General features: G+C 58.8%; 23 protein-coding genes. 13 read left to right on the top strand and 10 right to left on the bottom strand.

The window, feature by feature from the left end:
- Positions 1–18 precede the first annotated feature (18 nt).
- Genes ACYVDM_RS18655 through ACYVDM_RS18645 form a run of 3 tightly spaced genes read right to left on the bottom strand, consistent with a single transcriptional unit; the run spans position 19 to position 3,572 of the window.
- Positions 19–1,092 (bottom strand): ABC transporter substrate-binding protein, encoded by a 1,074-nt coding sequence (locus ACYVDM_RS18655; protein WP_415787607.1) that lies wholly within the window; start codon positions 1,090–1,092, stop codon positions 19–21.
- A 49-nt stretch (positions 1,093–1,141) separates the two neighbouring features.
- On the bottom strand, positions 1,142–2,305 hold the full coding sequence (locus ACYVDM_RS18650; protein WP_415787605.1) for an acyl-CoA dehydrogenase family protein: 1,164 nt from the start codon (positions 2,303–2,305) through the stop codon (positions 1,142–1,144).
- 22 nt (positions 2,306–2,327) lie between these two features.
- Positions 2,328–3,572 (bottom strand): CaiB/BaiF CoA transferase family protein, encoded by a 1,245-nt coding sequence (locus ACYVDM_RS18645; protein ID WP_415787603.1) that lies wholly within the window; start codon positions 3,570–3,572, stop codon positions 2,328–2,330.
- Between the two features lie 124 nt (positions 3,573–3,696).
- On the opposite strand from ACYVDM_RS18645, the gene ACYVDM_RS18640 reads away from it, so the two are divergent.
- Positions 3,697–4,569 (top strand): IclR family transcriptional regulator, encoded by an 873-nt coding sequence (locus ACYVDM_RS18640; protein WP_415787601.1) that lies wholly within the window; start codon positions 3,697–3,699, stop codon positions 4,567–4,569.
- A 66-nt stretch (positions 4,570–4,635) separates the two neighbouring features.
- On the opposite strand, the gene ACYVDM_RS18635 is transcribed toward ACYVDM_RS18640, so the two are convergent.
- From ACYVDM_RS18635 to ACYVDM_RS18610, 6 genes are all read right to left on the bottom strand, one after another.
- Positions 4,636–6,156: an efflux transporter outer membrane subunit gene (locus tag ACYVDM_RS18635; protein WP_415787599.1), complete on the bottom strand. Its 1,521-nt coding sequence runs from the start codon at positions 6,154–6,156 to the stop codon at positions 4,636–4,638.
- A gap of 14 nt (positions 6,157–6,170) precedes the next feature.
- Entirely contained in the window at positions 6,171–7,289 is a 1,119-nt protein-coding gene (locus tag ACYVDM_RS18630) for an ABC transporter permease (RefSeq protein ID WP_415787597.1), read from the bottom strand.
- A 1-nt stretch (position 7,290) separates the two neighbouring features.
- Entirely contained in the window at positions 7,291–8,469 is a 1,179-nt protein-coding gene (locus tag ACYVDM_RS18625; RefSeq protein ID WP_415787595.1) for an ABC transporter permease, read from the bottom strand.
- Positions 8,466–10,256 (bottom strand): ATP-binding cassette domain-containing protein, encoded by a 1,791-nt coding sequence (locus tag ACYVDM_RS18620; protein WP_415787593.1) that lies wholly within the window; start codon positions 10,254–10,256, stop codon positions 8,466–8,468. The genes ACYVDM_RS18625 and ACYVDM_RS18620 overlap by 4 nt, the downstream gene beginning before the upstream one ends.
- Positions 10,257–10,260: 4 nt before the next feature.
- Positions 10,261–11,256: an efflux RND transporter periplasmic adaptor subunit gene (locus tag ACYVDM_RS18615; protein ID WP_415787591.1), complete on the bottom strand. Its 996-nt coding sequence runs from the start codon at positions 11,254–11,256 to the stop codon at positions 10,261–10,263.
- Positions 11,257–11,492: 236 nt separating this feature from the next.
- The gene (locus tag ACYVDM_RS18610) at positions 11,493–12,335 is read right to left on the bottom strand and encodes a FadR/GntR family transcriptional regulator (protein ID WP_460475439.1); all 843 of its coding nucleotides are present in this window, start codon (positions 12,333–12,335) and stop codon (positions 11,493–11,495) included.
- Between the two features lie 282 nt (positions 12,336–12,617).
- Between ACYVDM_RS18610 and ACYVDM_RS18605 the strand changes: the two genes are divergently transcribed.
- The 9 genes from ACYVDM_RS18605 (at position 12,618) to ACYVDM_RS18565 (ending at position 21,174) form a co-directional block, all read left to right on the top strand.
- Positions 12,618–13,820, top strand: a complete 1,203-nt coding sequence (locus ACYVDM_RS18605) for an ABC transporter substrate-binding protein (protein ID WP_415787587.1) — start codon at positions 12,618–12,620, stop codon at positions 13,818–13,820.
- Positions 13,821–13,905: 85 nt separating this feature from the next.
- A complete protein-coding gene (locus ACYVDM_RS18600) occupies positions 13,906–14,763 on the top strand; it encodes a branched-chain amino acid ABC transporter permease (protein ID WP_415787585.1) in 858 nt (285 codons plus the stop codon).
- A 20-nt stretch (positions 14,764–14,783) separates the two neighbouring features.
- Entirely contained in the window at positions 14,784–15,749 is a 966-nt protein-coding gene (locus ACYVDM_RS18595; protein ID WP_415787583.1) for a branched-chain amino acid ABC transporter permease, read from the top strand.
- The gene (locus ACYVDM_RS18590) at positions 15,746–16,558 is read left to right on the top strand and encodes an ABC transporter ATP-binding protein (RefSeq protein WP_415787581.1); all 813 of its coding nucleotides are present in this window, start codon (positions 15,746–15,748) and stop codon (positions 16,556–16,558) included. The genes ACYVDM_RS18595 and ACYVDM_RS18590 overlap by 4 nt, the downstream gene beginning before the upstream one ends.
- Complete coding sequence (locus ACYVDM_RS18585) at positions 16,555–17,253, top strand: ABC transporter ATP-binding protein (protein ID WP_415787579.1); 699 nt, start codon at positions 16,555–16,557, stop codon at positions 17,251–17,253. The genes ACYVDM_RS18590 and ACYVDM_RS18585 overlap by 4 nt, the downstream gene beginning before the upstream one ends.
- 47 nt (positions 17,254–17,300) lie before the next feature.
- Positions 17,301–18,587 (top strand): Zn-dependent hydrolase, encoded by a 1,287-nt coding sequence (locus ACYVDM_RS18580; protein ID WP_415787577.1) that lies wholly within the window; start codon positions 17,301–17,303, stop codon positions 18,585–18,587.
- Complete coding sequence (locus ACYVDM_RS18575; RefSeq protein ID WP_415787575.1) at positions 18,584–20,089, top strand: M81 family metallopeptidase; 1,506 nt, start codon at positions 18,584–18,586, stop codon at positions 20,087–20,089. Before ACYVDM_RS18580 ends, ACYVDM_RS18575 begins: the two co-directional genes overlap by 4 nt.
- A 203-nt stretch (positions 20,090–20,292) precedes the next feature.
- The gene (locus tag ACYVDM_RS18570) at positions 20,293–20,718 is read left to right on the top strand and encodes a universal stress protein (protein WP_415787573.1); all 426 of its coding nucleotides are present in this window, start codon (positions 20,293–20,295) and stop codon (positions 20,716–20,718) included.
- Between the two features lie 63 nt (positions 20,719–20,781).
- A complete protein-coding gene (locus ACYVDM_RS18565) occupies positions 20,782–21,174 on the top strand; it encodes a VOC family protein (protein ID WP_415787571.1) in 393 nt (130 codons plus the stop codon).
- Between the two features lie 462 nt (positions 21,175–21,636).
- On the opposite strand, the gene dksA is transcribed toward ACYVDM_RS18565, so the two are convergent.
- Positions 21,637–22,098, bottom strand: a complete 462-nt coding sequence (gene dksA / locus ACYVDM_RS18560; protein WP_415787569.1) for an RNA polymerase-binding protein DksA — start codon at positions 22,096–22,098, stop codon at positions 21,637–21,639.
- A 374-nt stretch (positions 22,099–22,472) separates the two neighbouring features.
- Between dksA and ACYVDM_RS18555 the strand changes: the two genes are divergently transcribed.
- From ACYVDM_RS18555 to ACYVDM_RS18545, 3 genes are read left to right on the top strand one after another with little or no spacing between them, the layout of a single operon-like run.
- A complete protein-coding gene (locus ACYVDM_RS18555) occupies positions 22,473–23,513 on the top strand; it encodes an ABC transporter substrate-binding protein (RefSeq protein ID WP_415787567.1) in 1,041 nt (346 codons plus the stop codon).
- A gap of 4 nt (positions 23,514–23,517) precedes the next feature.
- Positions 23,518–24,288 carry an ABC transporter ATP-binding protein gene (locus ACYVDM_RS18550; protein WP_415787565.1) on the top strand — a complete coding sequence of 257 codons (771 nt, stop codon included), beginning with the start codon at positions 23,518–23,520 and terminating at the stop codon, positions 24,286–24,288.
- Positions 24,285–25,178, top strand: coding sequence for an ABC transporter permease (locus tag ACYVDM_RS18545; protein WP_415787563.1), 894 nt, complete (start codon positions 24,285–24,287; stop codon positions 25,176–25,178). The genes ACYVDM_RS18550 and ACYVDM_RS18545 overlap by 4 nt, the downstream gene beginning before the upstream one ends.
- Positions 25,179–25,189: the final 11 nt, after the last annotated feature.

Below are 25,189 nucleotides of genomic sequence, written 5' to 3'. Positions count from 1 at the left end.
GTTCTGGCGACAGAGAAGTCATTCCCCCAGTGTTGCTGCTTGTTTCTCTATGGTTTTGGTATCAAAGTCATTTACCGCATCGACAAATTGATTGGTATAGAGCGTTTCCGGATCGAGCTCGCCTTTTACACGGCCATTGGTGCGCATAAACTGCACCATCGTCTTAGCCGCGTCGGCGGGAAATTCTCCCCAGCGCTCATTGGCGTCTAGCTCGATGAACTCGCTACGGACCTTGATCAAGTTAAGGGCCTGCGCCAACGCGTCGGCATCGCTCAGGTTGGTCGGTTTGCTGCTGGGATACACGCTCCAGTGTGCCTTGACCGCACCCTGTGGGTTGGCCAACACCAAGGCGGAACCTTGTGCAACACAACGCAGTACTTTCCGTATGATTTCCGGGTGTTTTTCGATGTAGTCGTCGCGCACGAAGTACGATCCGCCAAAAACCAGCTTTTCGGCGGCAGGGGTGGTAAAGCGGCGTAGCTTGATGCCCATATTTTCGGCAGTGGCGATCTGCGAATCCCAGGTGCCCCAAACGTCGACCCGACCGCTGGTGAGTGCCGCGATGGCCTGCGCTCCTGCGCCTGTTTCTACGAACGTGACGTCTTTATTTGGGTCGAGGCCCGCGTCGGCGAGCATGCCTTTTATGATCTCGACCAACTGGGCGCCATAAGAGATGACGCCGATGGTCTTGCCCTTGAAGTCTTCGATAGACTGGATTTCGCTGTCCGCGAGCACCACGGGAAACTGAAAGTTTCGACGCATGTTCAGATAAACAGCCTTGATAGGCGCCCCTTTAGCGCGTGCGAGTATCGCCGCGCCCGGCCCCATGTTCACGAACTGCGCCTGGTCTGACAGAACGGCTTGCATGGCTGATGAGGAATTAGTAGGCTGGATAGTTACGTCGAGCCCTTCCCGCTTCCAACACTCAGTCGCTATTGGGACCGATGTGTTGTTAGCTTGAGATGCATCCAGGACTGTCGTACCGATGGCGATGGTCACTTTGGTTGACTCTTGGGCTGCCGCCGTATGGCCAATACATAATGCGATGGTCAACGCTGCGCATGCGGCAGCGCGTCGTGTGGGATTTATCATGATTTGTCTCCTGTTGTGGTTTTAGGTGCACTGACGTTTTCTTCGTCGACTAGCGCACCGTTGCGTCTGCCCATTGGCTGAATCGGCGTCCCACCAGTCCACCTGCAATCATGGTTCGGTGGATGTCCAGCGGGCCTCCGGCAATGGAATAGCCACGCACATATCGGTATCGGCGTTCCACGCCTAGATCCTTGAGGTAGCCCGCGCCGCCCATCAACTGAATGGCATCGTCAGACACGCTCTTGGCAGCTTCATTGCCGAATACTTTGACCATTGACGACTCTTGTGCGTCAGGCCAGCCGTCGCATGCGTCCAGCGCGTGATAGAGCATCAACCGAGCGGCCTGAATCTGGATTGCCATGTCTGCCAAGCGCATTTGAACTGCCTGAAACGACGCCAGGCTTCTGCCGAACTGTTCCCGATTCGATACATGATCCAGCGCGACGTCATAAGCGCCTATAGCGGTTCCCAGGATCAGCGCGGTGCCACCGCATCGCTCCAGGTTGTAGCAGTTGGTCAGTTCGGCAAACCCGCCTTCACCCGCCAGCAGGTTGCCAATGGGCACGTTGCAATCATCGAACAGCAGATCCGCCTGGTAATGCCCAGCCATGTTTTCACTCAGCCGATCGACTGAAAATCCCGCTGTTTCACGCTCAACGAGTATGGCGCCTATGCCTTTCGCGCGAGGTGCGTCACTGACACGGCAATACACGATAAAGAGTCCCGCGTTGGGAACATTGGAAACATAGTGCTTGCGTCCGTTGATAGTGATGCTTTCCGCACTGAGAGCGGCGCGCGTGGTCAACGCCGTTGAAGCGGTGCCCGCGCCTGGCTCGGTGATGCCGATCGCGACGGTATATTTTCCCGCGCAGATATCTGGCAGATAGCGCCTGCGGTGCTCTTCGGTGCCAAACGCGTAGATGTAATACGCCTGACCCAGACTAGCAGCGGACATGAAACCGGCAGCATCCAAGCTATGGCGTGCCATTTCCTCTATGCACATAGCGGCATCCAAGTGAGGCAGGCCGATACCGTTGTATTCCTCCGGAATATTAAGCCCGAGCATGCCGCCTGATCCCAACAGGGCCAACAACCTGGCACCATAGTCGGGATCGTCCCCGGCGCTTTGCTCCAAGGGTAATACCTCACGTTGTGCAAAGCGCTTGACTTGGTCAATGAGCGCGCGTTGTTGTTCGGTAAGCCGAATAGTCATTGGGTGTCCTCAGTCACGCTGTTCAAGTAATGTTTATCGATGATGGGCATCGACTAATGACGCCACTGTCGGCGAGTCGACCAAGCTCTTCTTGGGTATAGCCAAGCAAGGCACTTAGAACCTCGTCGGTATGCTCACCTAGCAGAGGCGGCCTGCGGTAGGTATTTATGGGGTCAGATGCGTAGCGGATCGGGTTCGCGATGACGTCAAGAGGCGCTCGCGCGTCCTCTTGCACAGGGGTGCGCAAATTGCGGGAAACGACCTGCGAATCGGCAAAGACTTGCTCAATGTTGTTGATGGCACCCGCTGGAATATCGGCGGCAACCAGTGCGTTCAGGCATTGCGCTACGCTACGAGTCGCGAAATGTGCCTCCAAAATGGGGATGAGCTCATCACGATTTCTGATGCGTTCGACGCCGGTCGAGAAACGGCTGTCGTCTGCCCACTCGGGAGAACCCAATGCGCGGCAGAACCGGACGAATTGGGCATCGTTGCCGACGGTGAGCATGACGGAGCCGTCGCGGCACTGAAACACCTGAGATGGCACACCCCCATTACCGTAGTTTCCTCGGCGAGGCAGCATCTGCCCCGAGATCAGGTAATACATGGCGTAATGCGACATGGCCGCCACCGTAGAGTCCAGTAGCGCGACATCAATGTAGTCGCCGCGTCCCCCGTTATGGGCACGAGCGTGCACGGCTGCGATGATCGCCACGTCCGCGTACAGACTTGTAATGACATCCGTAATGGAAAGGCCCGTGCGCATGGGGCCACCCGCCGGATGATCATCGGGATAGCCAATGCTGCTCATCAAGCCACCCATAGACTGGAAAATTGCATCGTAGCCAGGACGCTTGGCGTAGGGTCCGGATTGACCGAAACCAGTCAGTGAGCAATAGACCAATCCAGGGTTGTCTGCTGAAAGCGCTGCGTAATCCAAGCCATAGCGTGCCAATGTGCCAACGCGGAAGTTTTCAATGACGACATCAGATTTTTCGATTAGTTGCCGAACTATGCGGCTGCCTTCAGGTTTGGAGAAATCCACGGTAACTGACCGCTTATTACGATTTGCCGCCAAGAAAAACGCTGTTCCGCCCTCCTCTTGTTCACCAAAAAAGGGCGGCCCATAGTGGCGCGCTTCGTCCCCAGCGCCGGGCTGCTCGATCTTGATGACTTCAGCGCCCAGGTCGGCCAGCATCTGGCCAGCCAGGGGCCCGGCGAGTACCCGGCTCATGTCAACGATGCGGATGCCGTGCAGCTTATCCATCCTGTCTCCGTATGTTCTTGTCTGGCGCGATTTCGTCGCGTCCTTGATGAAGGCAATTTCAAGTCATACGAGTTTTTCTGTCAAATGTTATTCTTATAGGAGATGATTTAATTCTCTATAGAAAATGAACAGAAAAAATATAGACGCGATCGACGGTGAGGAGCGCTCTGCCGGCAAGTTGCAAGACCTTGATCTTTCGGCAGGAAAGGTAGTAGGCGCTGCGGTGCAAGCCGCCAGACTGATGACCTATGCGGCCAATCGCCGAACGCCGTGGAGTGCGCCAGAGGTTACGCGCGAACTCGGCATGAATCCCAGCACCTGCTTTAACCTGATTCAAACGTTACTGGCCGTAGGGTGGCTAGCCTCCGCCGAGCTCATCGGTCCGGGCAAGCGCTACGTACTGGGCGGCAGTTTCGTGAACCTCGCGCACCGTACGGCATCGCGGACAGTCGTCCTGCGTGATGTCATGCCGCGATTGCAGGAATACGCCGATCGATGGAAGGTCACCGCGACAATTTGGCAACGTCAATCTTTGACGCGTATGGAATTAGTCGCCGTCACTCATTGCCAGACGGCCATCAACGTGCAAATGCCGATTGGTAAGCGTCTACCCATTCTTATGGGAGGTATGGGGCGTATCATGGCCACGCAGGCGGGCTTCGATGACGCCACGCTTGTTGCGATCTTCAATAGCTTGCGTTGGGATCGTCCGTTGACATTTGCACAGTTTATGGCTCAGGCACGGAAGGCGAAGCGGGTTGGATGGGGGCTGGATGATGGATATATGAACAGGTCCGTTACCGCACTATCGGTACCCGTAATGCCCACGGCGGACGGTTCAGTGGAATATGTGTGCAGCGCGACGATGTTTCGCCATCAATATGCCAGCGCGGTTCTTCCTTCATTGGCAGATGGCTTAATGCCTATTGCAAGCAGCGCACAGGCGATTATTTATGGTGATCAAGCATCCAATGATGTCTACACCACACAAGGTTGACGTCCGGTCATAACCGGATATTCATGCATATCTTTATCAGCCATGGCAAGTATGATCCCAATACGGTCAATCTCGACTCGTCGTTTGCGATGTAATCCGCGCGGGCACATTACCAAGTACCTTATTCACCATCACAAAACGATTATTCAAGCGCCCTTGACTCACCGCTAGATCACGGCGTGCCGCGACGTAGCCGCGTTGGGTGTCCAGCACGGTAATGAAGTCGGCAACGCCTCCGTCGTAACGCGCTTGCGCCAGCTCGTAAGCCTGCTGCGCCGCATGCACGCGCCGTTCGAGCTCCTCAAGCTTCTGCTGTTCAGCCGTGTATCCGCTCAGGGCGTCGTCGATTTCCTGCCAGGCCCTCAGAACCGTCTGTTGATAGTTCACGGCGGCTTCCTGCTGTTGCAGCTCACGCAGTTGCACCACGCTTTTACGCCTGCCGTGATCGAAAATCGGCAGGCTCAGAGTGGGGCCAATGGACCACGTGCGACTGCCCCAATCCGCAAACTCGCCACTGAGATAGCTCTCGTATCCAAACTGTGCGCCCAGGCGAATGCTCGGGTACAGATCCGCCTTAGCGATGCCGATGCTGGCGGTTGCGCTGTGCAGACGCGCTTGGGCGGCACGGATATCGGGTCGACGCAGTGCCACCTCTGACGGGAGACCCAACGCCAGATCGGGCAACGCAGCCGTCGCTGGTACGGGGGCAATCAGTTCGTCGCGCAGCGTACCCGGACGTTCTCCCAATAACAACGCGATCTGATTGATGTTGACCCCTTCCTGCGCCAACAGGTCGGGCAGTTGCGCCCTCAGTGTAGAGAGCTCTGCACGCTGCTGTTCGAGAGAAAGGTGGTTGATCATCCCTGCGCTCACCTGCGCCTCGAGCAATCCTAGGCGATCCTGCAGCGTGGCGATGTCCTCGCGCGTCAAACGGATCTGGCTCTGGGTAGTCCTCAAATCAAAGTAGTTGCGCGCGACGTCGCTTGCCAGCGTCAACCGGGTCAAGTCCAGCAAGGCAGCCTGCTGGGCGACGTCCGCATCGGCCGCTTCGACAGATCGGCGCACGCGTCCCCACAGGTCCAACTCCCAAGAGGCGTCAAAGCCCGCCTGGTAGAGGGTAAAGGGTTCGGACAGCAACTCAACAAGCTCCTCCCGATTACCGGGAGCCGCGACCGCATCGAGCAGCCGCGTACCGGCACCATACTCGCTTTGGCGCTGCCGGGTTACGCCTGCGCTAGCATTGACGTCGGGCCCCCACTGAGCGGCCGTGGTGGCGCGCTGCGCGCGTGCCTGAGCAAAGCGCAGCGCCGCCGTGCGCAGATCGGGACCGGCGTCAAAAGCCCGCTGCTCCAGCCGATCGAGTACCGGGTCGTCGAATGCACGCCACCACACCTCAGGCAACGCCGCGCCGGCGATGACTGAGGCACGCAGGCTGTCATCGCTACTGCGCCAACTAGTCCAATCATCCGGGGCCTGTGGCGTGGGCTTGCCGAAGTCCGGACCGACTGTGCATCCACCTAGCGTCAAGACGACCAGGCACGATGCCAGAAAGATGAAGGAACGATTGGGATGGAGAATATCGGACATGACAACGACCCGAATCAGGAAAGACGGTGGCGAAACAGCCAGGCCGCCAGCGGCAGGGTAATAGAGGCAATCGCTAGTAGCGGAACAAAATCCAGCGCAACATCAGCCAAGCCCGCACCTTCGAGATAGACGCGCCGCACAATGCTAGTACCAAAACGCAGAGGATTGAGGTAAGTCGCAATTTGCAAGATATCGGGCATATTTTTCACCGACGAGATCAGACCCGACAGCAGCATCAACGGCATGATGAGCAAGAAGGCGTAAAGCATGGCCTGCTGCATGGTGAGTGATAGTGCGGAGATCGAAAGCCCGAGTCCGACGGATGCGATGGTGAACGTAAGCAGCCCGAGGTACAGCAGCGCGACCGATCCGCTCATGGGTATCTGAAACCAAAAGCGAACGACCAGAAAAATAATCGTGGACTGCAGCAATCCGATCAGGATCGCCGGTATCGCCTTGCCGATCAGGATCTGCATCGGCGTGAGCGGCGTCACCAGCAACTGATCGAAGGTGCCTTGCTCGCGTTCGCGTGCCACGGACAGCGCCGAGATCAGCAAAGTCTGCAGCATACTCAACGCGCCAATCAACGCGGACATGATATTCCATCGAGACTCGAGGTTGGGATTGAACCAGGCACGTCGTTCGATATCGATACCCGGCGCCCCCACCCCCCTCGCGGCGTTGTAACTAGCGACGATGGAGCCTATGTAGCCGGCAGCGGAGGCGGCAGTCGAGGAGTTGCGTCCATCCAGAATCACTTGCAGGGGAGCGAGCTGGCCAGCATTGAGGCGCTGGTCGAAGTCGAACGGAATAGTCAACACCACCAGCGCCTCGCTGTCATCAATCACCTCGGCGATCTGCGAGGATGAGGTAAGCGTAACGGCACGATGAAATACACCCGTGCCGTCCAGCCTCGCCAACAACTCTGTAGCGGCCTGGCCACGACTCTGGTCGAGCACCGCGTAAGGCACATGCGTCAGATCGTAGGTCGCGCCATAACCGAACAGCACGGCCTGAATCAAGGCAGGAGCAAACAAGACCACCCGACTAGCCGGATCCTTTAACAAAACGAGGATTTCTTTGCGGATCAGTGCGGCAATTTGCGCGAGGGTGGCAATGAGATCAGTCGTCATGTCACTCCAGCGTTTTGCGCAACTTGGCGTGGGTGGCAATAGTCAGCACCACCGCGTAGAGCGTCAGTATCGCCACGCTCTGGATAATGGTCGGCCAGTGATCGCCTGCCAGAAACAGCGTCTTGATCAACGTCATGAAGTGCGTGGCCGGCAACAATTGGCTGATGACCTGAATAGCCACGGGCGTATTGCGCAGATCGAACACAAAGCCCGACAGCATCATGGCCGGCATGAAACTGACCAACAGAGCAATCTGGCTGGCCTGGAACTGATTGCGCGCGGCCGCTGAAATAAACAGGCCCAACAGCAGCGACACGACGAGGTACAACATCGAAACCATCACAATCGCCATGAGCGAACCGCGCATTGGCACGTGGAAAAGAAAGTGCGAGGCCAGCAGACACATCGACAGATCGATGACACCTATGACCAGATACGGCGCGACCTTGGAGAGCACGATTTCCAGCGGCCGAACCGGCGTCACAAACAAGGACTCGAGGGTGCCGCGCTCCCATTCACGCGCAACCAAGAGCGAGGTCAGAAATGCGCCTATCAGCGTCAGTACGAGTGCGATGAGACCCGGCACCAAATACCACCGGCTTTCGCCCGCCTCGTTAAACCACATGCGTTGCACCACCTCGACATTGCCTGTCGCGGGAGGCTTGTTGCCATTGCGATCGGCCTGCTGTTGTGCCCAAGTACCGATGGCGCCGCCCACGTACCCTTCGATGGTGAAGGCCGACGTGGAGTCAACGCCATTGAGCACCAGCTGAAGACGGGCGTCACCCTGATTGAGGCGACGCGAAAAATCCATGGGCACGCGCACGATGGCGTCGACGTCACCCCCTCGCATCAGGCGTTCCGCTTCGATCATGTCGGTCACGAACACAGGCGCGAGATAGTCCGAGCCTTGTAGGCCGGCGAGCACGTCGCGTGCGGTTGGCGACCGGTCTTCCATGACCACGGCAACCGGTGCGTGCTTCACGTCGAACGACAGGCCATAGCCGAACAACAGAATCAGCGCCACCGGCAGCAACAAGCCGACGGCAAGATTGCTTTTGTCGCGCAACACCTGCCTGACTTCTTTACGCAGCAAGGCGACAAAACGACGGGAAAAACCGGAGGTATACACCGACGCACGGGCTTCGCTCTCGTGGTGCGCCGGCCCATGGATATTCATGCCGTGGCTCCTGGCACCGATGAATTTGTCGCGCGAGCACGGCCTTGTTCGACGATGGCGATGAAAGCGCTATTCATATCCGTGCCTGCCTCGTCGTACCGCACGGGATCCGCCTGCTGGCGTACTTCTCGCGGCGTGCCCAAGGCCAGCATCTTGCCCGCATCCTGGATCGCGATACGGTCGCAATATTCCGCTTCTTCCATGAAGTGGGTCGTAATGATGATGGTCACACCGTCTTGCGCCAGTGCCGTAATGGTGCGCCAGAATGCGCGGCGCGCCAGCGGGTCGATCCCGCTGGTGGGTTCATCCAGGAACAGAATTTCTGGCTCGTGCAGCAGACCGGCGGCCATCGCCAACCGCTGTTTGTAGCCGCCGGGTAATAGACCGCTAATGGCTTTGGGCGCCAGTCCGAACTGTTCGATGGTGGCGGCGACGCGCTGTTGAAGTCGTTGGCCGCGAAGGCCGTACGCGCCACCGAAGAACGCTAGGTTTTCGCGGACCGACAGATTCTCGTAGAGCGCAAATTTCTGGGAGACATAGCCAATACGTGCTCGTGCCTGGGCTCGCGCAGTGCGCAAATCCAGACCCAGGACGTCCAGATGCCCGCTGGAGGCGGGCAGCAATCCGCACAACATCCGAAAGGTGGTGGTCTTGCCCGCGCCGTTTGGACCGAGTAGGCCAAAGATCTCGCCGCGCGCCACATCGAACGAAATGTGAGACACCGCGGTGAAATCACCAAATTTTCGTACGAGATCGCGCACAACGATGACGGGCTTGTCGTTGTCGGTCTTGGCCGGGCTCAACGATGCCGCGACATGTGGATGCGCAACGGCGCCGTCGTCGTCCTGATGGAGACGCAGCATCATCATGAAGGCGTCTTCGAGCTCTTCTGGACGCGATTGTGGGTCGAGATCGCCGAGCAATGCATCCACCGCCTGCGCATCGGCCTCAGGGTCCCGAATGAAGCGCACGGCGCCGCCCTTGGGCACCGCGTCGATGATCAGCGCGTCGGCGTCGATGAGTCGTGCTTGCAGGTCGCGTGCGGGGGTTCCCTGGGGCGCAGGCACCACGAAGGTCAAGCCGCGCGCACGCTCAGCCAGCGCCGCCGGCTCGCCCTCGGCCAGCAGCTTGCCCTGGTTCATCACGTACACCTGAGCGCAACGCTCAGCCTCGTCCATATAGGCTGTGCTGACGATGACGCTGAGTTGTTCGTCTTCAACCAACTGCTGCAGGATCTTCCACAGCTCGCGCCGCGACAACGGATCAACACCCACGCTGGGCTCGTCGAGCAACAGCAGGTCGGGCGAGCGTACGAGTGTGCAGGCCAGGCCAAGTTTTTGCTTCATCCCGCCGGACAGCTTGCCAGCCGGGCGATCGGTAAACCGGGCGAGATCCGTCATTTCCAAAAGCCGCGCGAATCGTTCGCGGCGCACGTCGCGGGGCACGCCGTGCAGGTCGGCGTAAAGATCCAGGTTTTCCTGCACCCCTAAGTCTTCGTACAGACCAAAGCGCTGCGGCATGTAGCTGATGCGATCCTGCACGGCCTGCGGGTGGGCGACCACGTCGATATCGAGTACGTGCAGGCTACCGGAATCGGGCCTGAGCAGGCCGGCAGCCATGCGTAGCAGTGTGGTCTTGCCTGCGCCATCCGGACCCACCAGCGCCGTCAATCTGCCACGACGGACGGTCAGTGAAATGTCATCTATCGCGTGCAATGGCTCACCGGTTGGCGAATCGAAAACCTTGCGCAGTTGCTGAGCGAGGACGATCGCGTCGGAATCGCGCATCGGGTCACTCGCCATTGACAAAGTGCACGGTCGCGGGCTGCCCGAGCCGCAGACGATTCTCGCCATCCTCGACGAGCACACGCACCTCGTAAACGAGGCTTGTGCGCAACTCCTCGGTTTGTACCGACTTGGGAGTGAACTCGGCTACCGACGAGATGTAGCCCACCTTGCCGTGAACGGGCTGATCGGGATAGCTATCCGTAAAGACCTCTGCGGCCATACCCAGCGCAAGCTTGCCCAGGTCTGGCTCGCTGACATACACGCGCACCCATTTGGGCTGGCTCAGCGCCAGCGCGAACACCGCCTTCTGGGGGGAGGCCATGTCACCCGGCTCAAGCAATCGAGAGCGCACCACAGCATCGGCCGGCGCCTTGAGTTCGCCCTGGGCGATCTGGTGCTCCAACAGTGCCAGTTGCGCCTGAGACACTCGCAACTGGGCCTCGGCGCCCGCGATGTCCTCCTTGCGCGGCCCCTGCTCTATCAAGCGCAGGGCGTCCTGCTGTTCCGCCACGGTGGCCTGAGCTACCTTGACACCACTGCGAGCCCGGTCCAGATCCTGCGCGCTCACCCCACGTCCCCGCGTCTTGGCCGCAATACCCTGGAGGCGGGCCAGATCCTGCCGGGCACGTGTCGCGTCAGCCTGGGCGGCGGCCAGCCGGCTACGGGCCTGGGCGATTTCTTCCGGGCGCGACCCGTTGTGCAGGCGCGCCAGATTCTGCCGCTGCACTTCGATCTGCGCTCGTGCCTGCTCGGCCTGCAGCGCCAAGGTTCGAGTGTCGAGCACGCCCAATACGGCACCAGCCTTGACGCGATCGCCCTCGTCGGCGTGCAGTTCAACCACCCTGCCGCTGCCGTCAAAGGCCAGCGAAATCTGCCGGATATCCACGTTGCCATGCAGGCTCAGCTTGCCGTTCGCATCGGTATCGCGGAAATACCACCACGCTCCGCCCACAACGGCCAACACGACGACAACCACAACGACGATGAGAGTTTTTTTCATGACGAGCGGCACCAAGAGGAACTATGCGCCAGTGGTGCGTGAGCCGACGCAGCGATTCTTGCACGACATCTATATAGTATAGATGTCGTAGGCATTACTAGATTCTGTCTGTGCGCGTCGAGCCAGATGGCGCTAGCGGCGCATCCTAGCGTCGAGATGAAGGACCTCAAATCCTTTCTCGATCTGCCGCCCAGCATGCGGCGCTGATCTCTCATCCCGATCCATATCGAATGCGACTAGCTCTCGGCCTTTTTCCGCCCCACCCGGCGCGCCTTGCGCGCCACGGTGCGGCGTGACATTTCCGAGTCCAGGATCAGGCGACCTTTCAACTTGCCGTGCATGCGCGTCACCGACCGCATGCAGTCGTGCATGTGATCGCTCATCAATGTTCGTACGCGCTCGACATCGCGGTTGCGCGCGGCTTGCAGGATCTGCTTGTGAAATTGGGTGTTCGACACGCCAAATTTTTCCTGCTCCTGCGGCGGCATTTCGTTGTCGAACACCGTCAATTGCCGAATCATCTGATTAATCATTTCGCAACTGAACCGCAAGAATGAATTCGGGCAGGCCGCGGCCAGAATGTCGTGAAAGCTGATTTCCTCCTGGCGCTGCGCCAAGGGGTCCTCGACATGCTCGGCCATGGGATCGCAGCACTGGATATTGTGCTCCAGCGCGGCAAAGTGCGCCTCGGTCAAATGCGGGACGGCGCTGGCAATCAACTCCGGCTCCAGCAGTTTGCGCACCTGGTAGATGTCCTCGATGCGCACTTCCTTGAAAAATAGATAGTTCTGCATCAACTGGAACGTGCGATCCAGCGGAACCTCGACCACCATGCCGCCCCCACCCGGTCCGGTGCTGATTTTGATCAACCCCTGCACTTCCAGCGCCTTGAGCGCTTCGCGCATCGTGCTTTTGCTGACAGCGAACAGGCTCTGCAGTTCGCTTTCGCGCGGTAGTCTGTCGCCGGGCAACAGATTCTTGGCAGTAATCAACCGCTTGATTTCTTCGGCGACCAGATCGCTGCGCTTAGGCTGGCCTATCGCTGCCACGGACCGCATCTCCTGACTGTCGAATTCCATAACGATCCTTTGACCTCCGGGTCACGCTGTTGTCGCCCGCGGGGTGACCCCGGCACGAACCCAAGGGTTAAACCTGATATTCACATTCTTGACACTGATTACTGCCCTGCACGATGATCATATTAATCCTATTTATCATGATAAATAGGATTGCAGCACAACGTCAGGGGGAACGCCAAGTCCGCCGCGAGTCAGAGTTCGTTGTACAAGAATGTGCGCGACACGCGCTCATCAACGTCTATATGCCGCAGCCCACGCATGCCGCGGCCAAGGAGAAATATCTTGAATCGCCGTAACCTCTTGAAGATGGCCGCGTTGAGCGCCGTGCCGGGGTCTTTGTGGGCCGCCCGCTCCGCGTTTGCACAATCCGCCAACGCCATTCAGTTCGCCTGCCCGGTGCCCATGTCGGGGGCATTCGCCGCCAACGGCAAGTTCGCCGACCTAGGCATGAAACTCGCATTGGAACAATACGGCAAGGCGCTGGATCGCCCGTTGGCCTATACCGTGCTGGACACGGAAGGCAAGCCAGCCACGGCGGTGCGCAAGGTCCAGGAGATCGCGCAACAAAAAGGTGCCAAATTCTGGGCCGGCGGCATCCTGTCTTCCGAATCCCTGGCGATGGGCAAGGAAGCCCAAAAAGCCAACGCCGTATTCATCACCACCGCCGGCGCGGACGAAATCACCGGCAAGGACTGCAATCACGCCACGTTCCGCTGGTCGGTACCCACTTTTGGCGCCATCGAACAGACCGTGCGTCCCCTACTGGCCGAAAAGCCCGAGGCCAAGCGCTGGTACACCATCACACCGCAATATGTGTTTGGCGAAGGCCTGCTTAACGCGGCCAAGGCGATCTTCGAGGAAAAAGGCATCGAACACGTGGGCAACAGCTATCACTCGTTGAACGAAAAGGAGTTCAGCGGCTATCTGACCAATGCCATGGCCGCCAAGCCCGATGTACTGTTGATCCTGAACTTTGGATCGCAATCGTCCGACACACTGCGCCAAGCGGTCAACTTTGGCATGAAGCAGAACTGCACCATCCTGGTCGCGTGGGCATCGGGCCTGGAACAATTCGAAAGCCTGGGCGCCGACCTGTGCGAGGGCGTGTACTTTGGCGCCCAATATTGGCACGGCATCGACTCCCCGCTAAACAAGGACCTGGTCAAGCTGACGCAATCCAAGCTGAAGATGAATCCCAACTACAGCCTGGCCGGTTCGTATATCTGCACACGTATCATGCTGGACGCCATCGTCAAGGCCAACAGCGACGACCCCGGGAAAGTCATCGCACAAATGGAAGGCATGCGTTATGACGGTCTGACGGGCACCGAGGAAATCCGCAAGGAAGACCATCAAGTGCTGAAGAACTACTACCTGCTAAAAGGCAAGGCCAAGTCCGCCATGAAAGACAAGGACGATTACGCGGATATTGTTCATTCCGGACAATCGTTCTTGCCCGTCAGCAAAACCGGCTGCAAGATCTGATGCGCGTACGCCGCGATGCGCCTGACATGAGGCGCCGCGGCGGCTTTCGTCTGCGGACGTTCCTTCTCCTCTGCACGCACCATTCATGAACGTATATTTGCTTCAGATCGTCAATGGAATCGGCGTGGGTATGCTGTACTTCCTGCTGGCGGTCGGTCTGTCCATCATTTTCGGATTGTTGCGCTTCGTCAATTTCGCGCATGGTTCGTTTTATCTGCTGGGCGCCTATTTCTGTTTCCAGGCCATTCAATGGGGCTTGAGTTTCTGGGTCGCACTAGCGGTCGTACCGCTGCTCGTGGGCGCCTGTGCCTGGATCGTCGAAAAAGTGCTGTTGCGGCATGTGTACGCACAAGCCCATGAATTCCATATCCTGGTCACCGTCGGTCTGGCTCTGGTGCTGCAAGAAGTCATCATCGTGATCTGGGGGCCGCTTGGCGACAACGTTGCGGTGCCGGCGGCGTTCCAAGGCGTCGTGATGTGGGGCAGTTTCATTTATCCCAAATACCGCTTGTTTGTCATCGGTTTCACCGCCGTGTTCGCATTGCTGCTGTGGTACGTACTCGAAGGCACACGGCTGGGCAGCGCCGTGCGCGCGGGCAGCGAATCGACCGAAATGGTGTCCCTGCTGGGCATCAACGTTTTCCGTGTCTTTAGCCTGGTGTTCGCGCTGGGAGCCGCTACCGCGGCGCTGGCTGGCGTACTGGCCGCACCCATACGTGGCGTTGAGCCATTCATGGGTATCGAAGCCTTAGCGATTGCCTTCGTCATTGTCGTGGTGGGCGGCATGGGCAGTTTTTCGGGTGCGCTAGTGGGTGGCCTGCTGATCGGTATCGTGCAAAGTGTCATGAGCACATTGTGGCCCGAAGGCGCCCGCCTGATGATCTACGTGGCCATGGCCTTGGTGTTGCTGTTGCGGCCGCACGGCCTGCTAGGGAGAGGTTGATGGTCCGCTTGAAATCCCACATGCAACTCGTACTGGCGCTGCTCGTCGCGATCGCGCTACCGTTGTGCATGCAGTCCGGGTCGCTGGCGACCGAAGTCCTGATCTACGCCATGGCCGTGCTGGGCTGCAATCTGCTGCTGGGCTTTACCGGTCTGCTGTCGTTCGGACAAGGTATTTTCTTTGGATTGGGTAGTTACACGGTCGGCATCCTGCTGACGCGCTTCGCGCTGCCCATGCCGCTGGCGCTGGCGGCCGCCGTCGTGGTGGGCGCCCTGGCCGCCGCCCTGGTGGGCTGGTTCGCCATACGCCAACGCGGCGCGTATTTCGTCATGCTGACACTGGCCTTTGCGCAGATGTTTTATTTCCTGGCCTATAGCTTGCCCGACCTGACGGGTGGCGACAACGGCCTGCTCGATGTGCCCCGTCCGCCGTTGTCAGTGGCGGGCGTGGAACTCATGTCGCTGGTGTCGCCTTGGCAGTTCTATACCTTTGTGGCGGTGTGTTTCCTGATCCTGTTCTGGCTGTTGTTGCGCGTGACGAATTCCGTGTTTGGCCGCACGTTGCTGGCCATACGCGATAACGAAGCGCGCGCCGCGGCGGTGGGCTATAACGTGCGGCTGTTCAAGCTGGCGGCCTTTGCGATCTCCGGCGCGGTTACCGCCCTGGCGGGTGCATTCCTGGCCATGATGACCGGCATCGCCCCGCTGTCCAGCATCGAATACCATACCAGCGAGATGATCCTGGTCATGACCGTGATCGGTGGCACCGGCAATCTGTTCGCATCGGTACTGGGCGCGGCGTTCTATGTACTGTTTTCGGACTGGCTGTCCACGTTATGGCCGCGTTGGCTGATGCTGCTGGGCTTCTTGTTGATCGCCGTCAGCCTCTTCATGCAAAAAGGATTGTGGGGCCTGGGTGAACGCATCTGGCTGGCGCTGCGCCGCGGGCCAACTGCGAGCGATGCCGCAAAGGAGAAACGCGCATGACGACGCACGACATCCCGGCCACCGCCACTGCGTCCGCCGCGGCCCACCAACCCCTGCTGCACGCACGCGGCATCATCAAGCGGTTTGGTAAATTCGTCGCGTTACATGGTGTGGACTTGCAGGTTTATCCGCGCACCGTACATTCCGTGATCGGTCCCAACGGGGCGGGCAAGACGACCTTGTTCCACACGCTAACCGGCACGTTGCGTGCCAGCGAAGGCAGCGTTGTGTTCGATGGCCGCGACGTCACGCAGGAAGCCGACCATCAGCGCGTGCAGCACGGCATAGCCCGTTCGTTTCAGGTCACCAGCCTCTTCATGAATCTATCGGTACGTGAAAACCTGCGCCTGGCCGCCCAAGGCGTGCACCGCTCGGGCGCGTTCGACTGTTGGCATCCACCGTCGGGCGCACGCGCGCATACCGACGTCGTCGACACGTCGATGGAGCGCATGGGCCTGACACGTCAAGCAAACCTTGCCGCGGGCACGCTGTCGCACGGCCAGCAACGACGACTCGAGGTAAGCATGGCGCTGGCGAGCAAACCGCGGGCCGTGTTCCTGGACGAACCCACGTCCGGCATGGGGATCGACGATATTGATGAAATGAAGCACCTGATCCGCAGCCTGCGCGACGACCATACCGTGGTACTGATCGAACACAATATGAACATCGTGATGGATATCTCGGACACGATCACCGTCATGCAGCAAGGCCGCATCCTGGTCGAAGGAAAACCCAATGACATCCGTAACGATGAACGCGTGCGCGCGGCGTACCTGGGCAACATGATTACCGGGGGCCGCGCATGACCTTGCAGATCGACGCCATCCACAGCTATTACGGTAAAAGCCATATCCTGCAAGGGGTCTCGCTAACAGTGCCCGAGGGTTCCGTGGTCACGCTGCTTGGCCGCAACGGCGCGGGGAAATCTACCACGCTCAAATCAATCGCTGGCGTGATTGCGCCCCAGACCGGAAAGATCCGCTTGAACGACCGTGATATTACGGGCCTGCCCGCGCATAAGATCGCCGCGATGGGCGTCTGCCTGGTGCCGGAACATCGCGGTATTTTCAAGTTGCTGACGGTCGAGGAAAACCTCAAACTGGGCGCACGCCGCCAATCCCCCTGGCAACTGAACGATATTTACCAGATTTTTCCGCGCCTGAAAGAGCGACGCCGTAATGGCGGCGGGCAATTGTCCGGCGGCGAACAGCAAATGCTGTCTATCGGCCGGGCCTTGATGAATCATCCGCGCGTGCTTATGCTGGACGAACCTGTCGAAGGCCTGGCGCCGGTGATCGTGGAAGAAATCGTGGCGCAGATCAAGCTCATCAAACAAGCCGGTGTCACTATTTTGCTGGTTGAGCAAAACCTGGAAGTCTGCACGCAACTAGCGGACCAGCACTTCATCATAGAACAGGGCACCATTGTCTACGAGGGCACCAATGCTGCCTTCCTGGCCGATGACGACGTCAAGGATCGTTACCTGGGCGTAGGCGTCTAGCGCGATCACCGCGCGGAAACTATACAAGACTCACGGAGGAACCCATCATGGAAATGAACACGCTGGAAGCCGTCAGCGCGCTGCGCGTAAACGGAGAGCGTCTGTGGAATTCACTGATGAAGCTGGCGCAGATCGGCGCCACCGACAAGGGCGGCGTCTGCCGCCTGGCGCTGACCGACCTGGACCGCCAGGGCCGCGACCTCGTATCGTCCTGGGCCCGCGACCTGGGCTGCACCGTGCGCGTGGACGCTATTGGCAACATATTCATGCGTCGCGCCGGCTTGCGCGACGAGCTGCCTCCGGTCATGACCGGCAGTCACATCGACACGCAACCTACCGGCGGAAAATTCGACGGTAACTACGGTGTACTGTCCGGCATTGAGGTATTGCGCACGCTACGCGATCACGGCATCGAAACCGAAGCTCCCCTGGAGGTCGTGATATGGACCAACGAAGAGGGATCGCGTTACGTGCCCGTCATGATGGGATCGGGCGTGTATGCCGGCGCCTTTACGCTGGATCATGCGCTGGATGCGACCGATCGCGATGGAATATCGGTGCGACAGGCGCTGAACGACATAGGCTATGCGGGTACGGAACCCATAGGCGGGCGTGATGTCAGTGCGTATTTCGAAGCGCATATCGAACAGGGACCGATCCTGGAAGCGCGAAACATCACTATCGGCGCCGTCCAGGGCGCGTTGGGCCAGCGTTGGTACGACATCACCATCACCGGCCAAGAGGCTCACGCCGGCCCCACACCCATGGAACTGCGCCGAGACGCATTACTGGTGGCCGCCGAGGTGATACGCGCGGTAAATCGCATTGCGCTCGATCACGCCCCTCATGGCCGCGGCACCGTGGGGTGCCTGGATAACTTTCCGAATTCTCGCAACGTCATTCCCGGCCGCGTCGGCCTGACCGTGGACCTGCGCGCGGCCGATGACGCCACATTGGACAGCATGGCCGCCGCATTGGCGCGCACATTACAGGAACTGACCTTGCCGGGCAAAATCGAGATTGAGTCGAAAGAAGTGGTGTATTTCCCGCCACAACCGTTCGAGCCCGGCTTAGTCCAGGCCATCCGCGATGGCGCGGCCACGCTGGGCCTGGATCACCTGGACGTCATCAGCGGTGCGGGACACGACGCCGTATACATGGCACGCGTCACGCCGACAGCCATGATTTTCGTGCCGTGCAAGGATGGCATCAGCCATAACGAAATCGAAGACGCCCAGCCCGACCACCTGGAGGCGGGTTGCAACGTGCTGCTGCACGCGATGTTGCGTTGCTGCGGCGAAATCCGAACCCAAGCAGCAAAGGTTTCCGCATGAAAGTATTGATCGCACGCATGAACCACGAGACCAACACTTTCTCGCCGGTTCCGACCCCATTGTCGTCGTTCGGCAACGACGGCCCTACCTACGACACGGCCGCATACGAAGAAAACAAAGGCAAGCGCACGGCCATGTCGGCATTCATCGACCTGGCCGAAGCACGCGACGCCGAGCTGGTTACTCCTGTTTCGGCCACGGCCTATCCCAGCGGCCGCGTGGACGCGCAGGCCTATCAGCAGATCTGCGATCGCATCGTGGCGGCGGCGCCGGGTTGCGACGCCATCCTGCTGGATCTGCATGGCGCCATGGCTGTTGAAACCACCGACGATGGCGAAGGCGATCTGCTGGAGCGCGTGCGGGCCGCAGCCCCCAACGCACCGATCGCGGTGGCGCTGGATCTGCATGCGAACGTGACGCAAAAGATGGTGGATAACGCCAACGTCATCGTCAGCTTCAAGACGTATCCGCATATTGACATGTACGAGACCGGTGATCATGCGGGTCGCCTGTTGTTCGCGAGTTTGGAAGGAAAGTACAAGCCCGTGCTGGCATGGCGCAGCCTGCCGCTCGTGTCGCATACGCTGCGCAGCAACACCGCCGATGGCGCCATGCGTGACGCCGTGCAAGCCGCGCGCGATGCCGAGGCCGCTGGCGCGCTGGGTGTTTCTATCTTGGCGGGATTTGGCCTGGCCGACATCCCTAACCCGTGCTTAAGCGTCGTCGTGGTTGGCGATGGCGACGCCGCGGTTGCGGATCGCGTGGCCGCCCAGATTGCTGCATCTATCTGGGCCAATCGTGACGGGTTCCTATACGACAGCGAGCCGTTGGCACAATCACTGGCACGCGCCAAATCGTTAGCTGAAACAGCCGACAAACCCGTGTTGCTACTGGATCACGGCGATAACTGCATGAGCGGCGGCACCTGCGACACCATGGATGTACTGATGGCCGCGCTGGACGTCGGCCTGACCGGCATCTACGCCGGACTATATTGCGATCCCGAGGCCGTGGAGATTCTGTCCGAAGCGGGCGTGGGCGCCACAGTCGAATTGCCCGTGGGTAACAAGCGTCCCATCGCGGAAATCGGCCGCGACACGCCGCCGGTCACGTTGCGCGGCACCGTGCGCGCCGTCACCAACGGCGAATACGTGATTTCAGGCCCCACCTATACCGGACAGCGGGTCAGCATGGGCCGCAGCGCCGTGCTGGACATTGGCGCGGCGCAACTGGTGTTGACCGAACGCACGCATGAACCCTGGGACCTGGGCGTGTTCCGCAGCATGGGGCTGGAACCCACGCAGGCCAAATTCATTCTGGTGAAATCACGTATGTATTGCCGACCGGTGTTCGTGCCGATTTCGTCCGCGCTGATCGAATGCGACAGCCCGGGCGTGACCAGTTCGGACTGGTCGCTGTTCGACTTCAAGAAACGCGTTAAACCCTTGTTCCCGTTGGAACCCCTGGCTGTGGATGCATATGACCCTGTACGAGGGCGTTGACGGCCCAGCGCGTATAGCCGCCGCGGGACTCGCGGCACGGCATTTGCGTGCCTTACCATAACCGTTGTACCCCACGCCATAGTTTGCTAAAGATCCCTTCTTAGCCAACTCCTACGCTACGGCTATCGTGTCGCCGGGTACTCTGGTTTAAGCGCGAATGGCACATTCAGAGCGTGCCATTCCACCTCTGCAAGGAGTTGATTATGAACAAAATCCTCGTTCCTATCGACGGCTCCGAGTGCTCTATGCACGCACTGCAGACAGCCATTGCCATGGCAGGCCTGCGCCAAGATACCGAACTGCACTTATTAACCGTGGCTTTTCCCATTGTCTCAGGCCACGCCAAGATGTTTCTCGACCAAAAAGTCGTCGAAGATTACTACAACGACGAGGGCGAAAAAGCTCAGGCCGGCGCGAAAAGCGTCGCTGAAAAATCAGGGGTTAAATTCGTAACTACGATCAAGGTGGGCCAGTCTGCCCAAACCATCACCGATTTCGCGCGCGAGCAGCAATGCTCCCAAATTGTCATGGGCACGCGCGGTCTTAGTGCTTTACCCGGCATATTATTGGGGTCGGTCGCCAGCAAGGTTATCCACCTCGCCGACGTGCCTGTCACGCTCGTGAAATAAGCATAGCGTTCGCGATCGTCAACGCTGGTCGAGTTACTTCAAAACCGTGGGAGGAACCCTATTATGTTTTCACATGTATGCGTCGGCGTCACCGATTTCGATCGTGCCTTGAATTTCTACGAGCGGCTGTTTGCCGTATTGGGAATAGAGCGACGATACTATGACGCGAACGTGCCCTGGGCAGGTTGGCATTCTGCCGGGGGCAATCGTCCTCATTTCATGATCAGCAAACCGTTCAACGACAGCCCGCACAATGCCGGCAATGGGCAGATGTCGGCCTTTCTCGCGTCGTCTCGCGAGCAGGTTCGTCAAGCACATGCCGCCGCACTGGCTGCAGGTGGAACTTGCGAAGGTGAACCGGGTTTGAGGCCGCACTACCACGCGAACTATTTCGGTGCGTATTTCCGCGATCCCGACGGCAATAAGTTGTGCGTGGTGTGCCACCAGCCTGAGTAGACGTGAGCGATCTTTGCATCCGAACGACGCACATCCGATAGCTAACCACTTGCAGAGTCCGCCCGGACTTAAACGTCAATGCGCGATGCGCGTTACAACGCGCTGGTGAAAATGTCATCCCTCGCTCAAGTCCTCCAAGATGCGGCGCCCCGCTTCTCGGGCCTCGTCTTCGGTGGGGAAGTCCTCCTCAGAATAATCAATTCGGCCACGCGTGCCAGGGGATTCGAGTGTAGTAATACACCATCGATATCGTCCTGCGTTCTCGACAACGTCGAAACCGTACCTCTGATCGCTTGCCATGAGTGCTGCCCTCGTGGATTCAGTTTCCCATCGTACCCCACCCCTCACGGGACGGTTCGGAATAAACACCCGGCCGACGGGTGGCCGTTATTGAAACGATAGAGATCCCCCGGCGGCGCTCGTCAGCCTGGGATCAATAGCAAACGGCCAGCCTGGCATGAGTCAACGCGGCCTCGCCTGCCCCACCTCAACCCGTTCATGGCGTTCCTGCGCTTCGATACACAACTCCGCAGTGGGACGAGCCAACAACCGGCCTAGGCCGATAGGCTCGCCACTATCCCGACACCATCCATAGGTTCCATCCTGGATACGCTCGAGCGCATGGTCGACCTTGCGCAATTGTTTGTATTCTCGATCGCGCAGCCGCAGTTCCAAAGTGTGCTCTTCTTCAATGGATGCAGCGTCAGCGGGATCGGCATGCGCTTCATCTTCTTTGAGTCGGCTCTGCAAGGCGTAGGCCGACGCTAGTAATTCCGCGCGCGACTGAGCTAAAAGAACACGGAAAAACTGTAATTGGCGTTCTGACATGTAGTCGCTTTTGGGCGCTTTCAGCAGCGTCGCCAGGGTCACTGGCTGACCGACCTTTGCCAGAACATTGGCATGCTCAGCGGATGGAATTTTCATGACTGCTCCCACAATTGGGGGCATCTGCCGGCCGGCCAATACGACGCCAGCCCTCACAGTTACAGGAATAGTGATACACCTAGGTGAGGACTGCGGCCCAGCACATGCACACTAACACTCAGCATACGCCTATGGTGTGAAGATAACGAGATTTTCGGTCTATGCCAGATTGCAACTTGTAATCTCGCTCTACTCGCCTCGTTCGACGTGAACAAGCATGGCTATGAGCCGCATTACGATCTGATGCGCCCCCAAAGATGATCGACCGCAGCGACATCCCATGCACAAGCATATACCCAGATATTCTTTGTCCCTGCCTCGCACGTTCCCTACCATGACCAAAGGTTATTCAACTCAGTCTCGGGTCAAGCATCATGGGTTCGTCCGCCAACAACACCTCCATCAATCTATCACGCCGCCGCGTGCTTCAGTTCGGTGCCGCCGCCGTTAGCACCGTCGCCCTACCGGGCCTGTCCCTCGCGCAAACACGTGAGCAAGCCACCTTAGCATCAGGCAGTGCTGGGTATACGTGGGCGTTGCCTTTTGTCGCGGAAGGTGCCGGCTATTGGAAAGCAAACAACGTAGACCTGAGGGTCCTGGACTTCCCCACGGGACGCGACTCGATGCAGGCGCTGCTGGCCGGCTCCGCCAATTTCTCCACTACCACGGACACCCCTCTCGTCTTCGCGGTTCTGCGGGGGTTGAAGCCCAGTATCCTGGCCAACTTCAGTCGCTATTCCTACGACATGAAGATCGTGGCGCGCGAAGGCAGTGGCATCGTGGCCGACCAGCCCGCCAGTATCAAGGGTAAGAAGATCGGCACGCCCGCTGGCACATCAGGCCAATATGCTTTGGCCAAGTATCTGGAATTTGCCAAACTTTCCACCAGCGACGTCCAACAAGTCAATCTCGCTCCCACTGATCTTATCGGTGCACTGGTACGCGACGATATTGACGCGTTTTCCTGGACCGCGGTTGCCGGCAAAGCCGCCATCCGCCAAAGCGGTGGCAAGGCATTCGTATTAACTCAGGATGGCTATGAAAAATTCTTCCGTAGCCATCAGTTGTTGTTGGTCAACCAGAATACGTTGGAAACACGCCAACCCCTGGTGAAAGATGCGATTGCGGCTTTGCTCGCCGCCGAAAGGCGGATGGCACAAGACCCCACATGGCCAGCCCTGATCGCTTCACGCATCCGCAGCACACCGGAGGAAGTCAAGGAAGCGACAGCCGTATTCGAGTTCAAGCTCGGTTTCGACAAAAGCTTTCTTGACGATCTTGTCACGCAGGCGAAGTGGGCCATCGACGCCAAGCTGGCGCCTGCGCCAGCAGGCGATCTGCGTGCCCTGTTTCGCGCGGTGATCGAGACCGCGCCGCTTCAGGCCGCCGCGCCAGATCGTGTGACACTGGCCTAACCGCATGGGTACGCTCATCGAATTCCAACGGGTCTCGCAATTCTTTCCAACGCGAGGCGACGTTCCAGCGCAGGCGCTGCAAGAGGTGTCGCTGGATGTACGCGCGGGGGAATTCGTCTGCCTGATTGGACCTTCGGGATGCGGCAAGACCACGCTTCTTCATCTACTTGCAGGGTTCCTGCAGCCGACCGAGGGCAAGGTGCGGTTTAACGACCAGACGGTGCGTGAACCGGGACCGGAACGAGGCGTGGTGTTCCAGGAATACGCCCTCTTTCCCTGGATGACGGCGCGCCAAAACGTGGAATTCGGCTTACGCGCGCAGGCCGTACCGACAACGCAAAGACGGAATCGCGCGTTGTTGGCCTTGACGCGTGTCGGACTAGAAGCCGCCGCAGATCGATATCCACACGAATTATCCGGTGGCATGCGCCAGCGCATCGCGGTGGCACGCTCGCTGGTCGTGGAACCCAAAGTGTTGTTGATGGATGAGCCGTTCGCAGCTGTCGACGCTATGACACGCAGCACGCTGCAGAAAGACTTGTTGCGCCTTTGGCAAGAAACCGGCGTCTCGGTGTTGTTCGTGACCCACAATATCGACGAGGCCATTTTCCTGGCGCAGCGGGTGGTGGTCATGGCGCCGCACCCGGGCACAATCAGTGCCGATTTTTCAGTGAATCTCGGCTATCCGCGCCAGCGCGGATCCCTCGATTTCGCGAACTACTACAACCGCATCGAGACTGCATTGGCAGCCGGTGCATTCAGGCAAGTTGCATGACATCTGCAGCCTTAAAACGCGTCCCGCAGTCAGATTCCACGCATGGGGTCTATGATGCACATCCGACAATCCACTCAAGCGACGTGGGCCAGCGCTTTCAACAGGAACATCGCAGACTCGCACGCAGCAAGCGTCGGCACCGCGTGATACTCAATATCGCCGGTCTGGTCTTCTTTCTGCTGGCCTGGGAGGCGATCCCGCATCTATCTTCGTGGATGAACCCGGCACTTTTCCCTCCACCATCACGGGTATTTACCGCTGCCTTGCCGCTTATCGCTTCTGGCGAACTGGCCACACATATTTCTGCGAGTCTTATGCGTGCGACATCAGGATTCTCCATCGCGCTGGTGCTTGGCATCACAGCGGGATTCCTGACGGCGCGCATAGAAACCCTGCATCATCTCAGTGAGCCGGTACTGCACGGGTTCAGATCAGTGCCATCGCTGGCGGTAGTACCACTGGCGGTACTGTGGTTTGGCATCGGGGAATTACCCAAGATCGCGCTGATTGCCTGGGGTGCTTTCTTTCCCATCTGGATCACGACCTTTATCGGCGTACGAGACACTAACATCGTGTATCTACGATCTGCAGCGGCGCTGGGAGCTAGCCGTGTGCGCACGCTCTTCCTGGTTATTCTTCCTGCTGCGCTGCCATTTATCCTGGCAGGTGTCAGGCAAGCCATTGCCGTGTCGCTGATCGTGCTGGTTGCTGCCGAACTATCTGGCTCGAACGCGGGCATTGCCTACATGATGTCCTTGGGTCATCAGTTGTTCCAGGTCGAGATCATGTTTATCGGGCTGGTGTTATTGGGTGCATTCGGTTTTGTGGCTGACCGACTTTTTGTATGGGTCGTGAAACGCCTGTTCCCTTGGTACCAGAGCGCATCCTGATTCGTCAGATT

This window comes from Bordetella tumulicola (assembly GCF_054779135.1).
Note: the sequence above shows the minus strand (reverse complement) of the source record. Positions and strands in the feature narration are given on the sequence as shown.

What these genes read in the sequence shown, in the direction of transcription:
- ACYVDM_RS18655 (WP_415787607.1), bottom strand. Translation starts at nt 1,092, where the DNA reads ATGATAAATCCCACACGACGCGCTGCCGCATGCGCAGCGTTGACCATC.
- ACYVDM_RS18590 (WP_415787581.1), top strand. Translation starts at nt 15,746, where the DNA reads ATGACGACGCACGACATCCCGGCCACCGCCACTGCGTCCGCCGCGGCC.
- ACYVDM_RS18585 (WP_415787579.1), top strand. Translation starts at nt 16,555, where the DNA reads ATGACCTTGCAGATCGACGCCATCCACAGCTATTACGGTAAAAGCCAT.
- ACYVDM_RS18645 (WP_415787603.1), bottom strand. Translation starts at nt 3,572, where the DNA reads ATGGATAAGCTGCACGGCATCCGCATCGTTGACATGAGCCGGGTACTC.
- ACYVDM_RS18630 (WP_415787597.1), bottom strand. Translation starts at nt 7,289, where the DNA reads ATGACGACTGATCTCATTGCCACCCTCGCGCAAATTGCCGCACTGATC.
- ACYVDM_RS18550 (WP_415787565.1), top strand. Translation starts at nt 23,518, where the DNA reads ATGGGTACGCTCATCGAATTCCAACGGGTCTCGCAATTCTTTCCAACG.
- ACYVDM_RS18625 (WP_415787595.1), bottom strand. Translation starts at nt 8,469, where the DNA reads ATGAATATCCATGGGCCGGCGCACCACGAGAGCGAAGCCCGTGCGTCG.
- ACYVDM_RS18595 (WP_415787583.1), top strand. Translation starts at nt 14,784, where the DNA reads ATGCAACTCGTACTGGCGCTGCTCGTCGCGATCGCGCTACCGTTGTGC.
- ACYVDM_RS18545 (WP_415787563.1), top strand. Translation starts at nt 24,285, where the DNA reads ATGACATCTGCAGCCTTAAAACGCGTCCCGCAGTCAGATTCCACGCAT.
- ACYVDM_RS18615 (WP_415787591.1), bottom strand. Translation starts at nt 11,256, where the DNA reads ATGAAAAAAACTCTCATCGTCGTTGTGGTTGTCGTCGTGTTGGCCGTT.
- ACYVDM_RS18580 (WP_415787577.1), top strand. Translation starts at nt 17,301, where the DNA reads ATGGAAATGAACACGCTGGAAGCCGTCAGCGCGCTGCGCGTAAACGGA.
- ACYVDM_RS18600 (WP_415787585.1), top strand. Translation starts at nt 13,906, where the DNA reads ATGAACGTATATTTGCTTCAGATCGTCAATGGAATCGGCGTGGGTATG.
- ACYVDM_RS18620 (WP_415787593.1), bottom strand. Translation starts at nt 10,256, where the DNA reads ATGCGCGATTCCGACGCGATCGTCCTCGCTCAGCAACTGCGCAAGGTT.
- ACYVDM_RS18555 (WP_415787567.1), top strand. Translation starts at nt 22,473, where the DNA reads ATGGGTTCGTCCGCCAACAACACCTCCATCAATCTATCACGCCGCCGC.
- ACYVDM_RS18575 (WP_415787575.1), top strand. Translation starts at nt 18,584, where the DNA reads ATGAAAGTATTGATCGCACGCATGAACCACGAGACCAACACTTTCTCG.
- ACYVDM_RS18610 (WP_460475439.1), bottom strand. Translation starts at nt 12,335, where the DNA reads ATGGAATTCGACAGTCAGGAGATGCGGTCCGTGGCAGCGATAGGCCAG.
- ACYVDM_RS18570 (WP_415787573.1), top strand. Translation starts at nt 20,293, where the DNA reads ATGAACAAAATCCTCGTTCCTATCGACGGCTCCGAGTGCTCTATGCAC.
- ACYVDM_RS18650 (WP_415787605.1), bottom strand. Translation starts at nt 2,305, where the DNA reads ATGACTATTCGGCTTACCGAACAACAACGCGCGCTCATTGACCAAGTC.
- dksA (WP_415787569.1), bottom strand. Translation starts at nt 22,098, where the DNA reads ATGAAAATTCCATCCGCTGAGCATGCCAATGTTCTGGCAAAGGTCGGT.
- ACYVDM_RS18635 (WP_415787599.1), bottom strand. Translation starts at nt 6,156, where the DNA reads ATGTCCGATATTCTCCATCCCAATCGTTCCTTCATCTTTCTGGCATCG.
- ACYVDM_RS18565 (WP_415787571.1), top strand. Translation starts at nt 20,782, where the DNA reads ATGTTTTCACATGTATGCGTCGGCGTCACCGATTTCGATCGTGCCTTG.
- ACYVDM_RS18640 (WP_415787601.1), top strand. Translation starts at nt 3,697, where the DNA reads ATGAACAGAAAAAATATAGACGCGATCGACGGTGAGGAGCGCTCTGCC.